A 243-nucleotide genomic window follows, 5' to 3' on the forward strand; every position below is an offset into this window, starting at 1 on the left:
CGGAATAAGTGATGAAAACTGAATTTAAAACTTAGTCTGTATGTGGTAAAATGTTTCAATCAAGATTAGGAGGCATTAATTATGAAGTGCAATGAATGTAACAGGGTTCAATTAAAAGAGGGAAACGTATCATTAGCCCTATAAACTGCGTCTACCATCATTATTGGAGGGCGAAATGTGAATACGTCTTATTCACAATCAAATTTACGACACAACCAAATTTTAATTTGGCTTTGCGTTCTA

2 protein-coding genes are annotated in these 243 nt (G+C 33.7%); both read left to right on the forward strand.

What is annotated here, in order from left to right:
* Positions 1–81: 81 nt before the first annotated feature.
* On the forward strand, positions 82–144 hold the full coding sequence (locus AWV70_RS25365) for a tetracycline resistance efflux system leader peptide (protein WP_013762478.1): 63 nt from the start codon (positions 82–84) through the stop codon (positions 142–144).
* A 33-nt stretch (positions 145–177) separates the two neighbouring features.
* Positions 178–243: hypothetical protein (locus tag AWV70_RS25370; RefSeq protein WP_414714838.1), on the forward strand; the 66-nt coding region annotated here is incomplete at its 3' end.

The organism is Sporosarcina koreensis (genome assembly GCF_001531445.1).
GTDB classification, from domain to species: Bacteria; Bacillota; Bacilli; order Bacillales_A; family Planococcaceae; genus Sporosarcina; species Sporosarcina koreensis_C.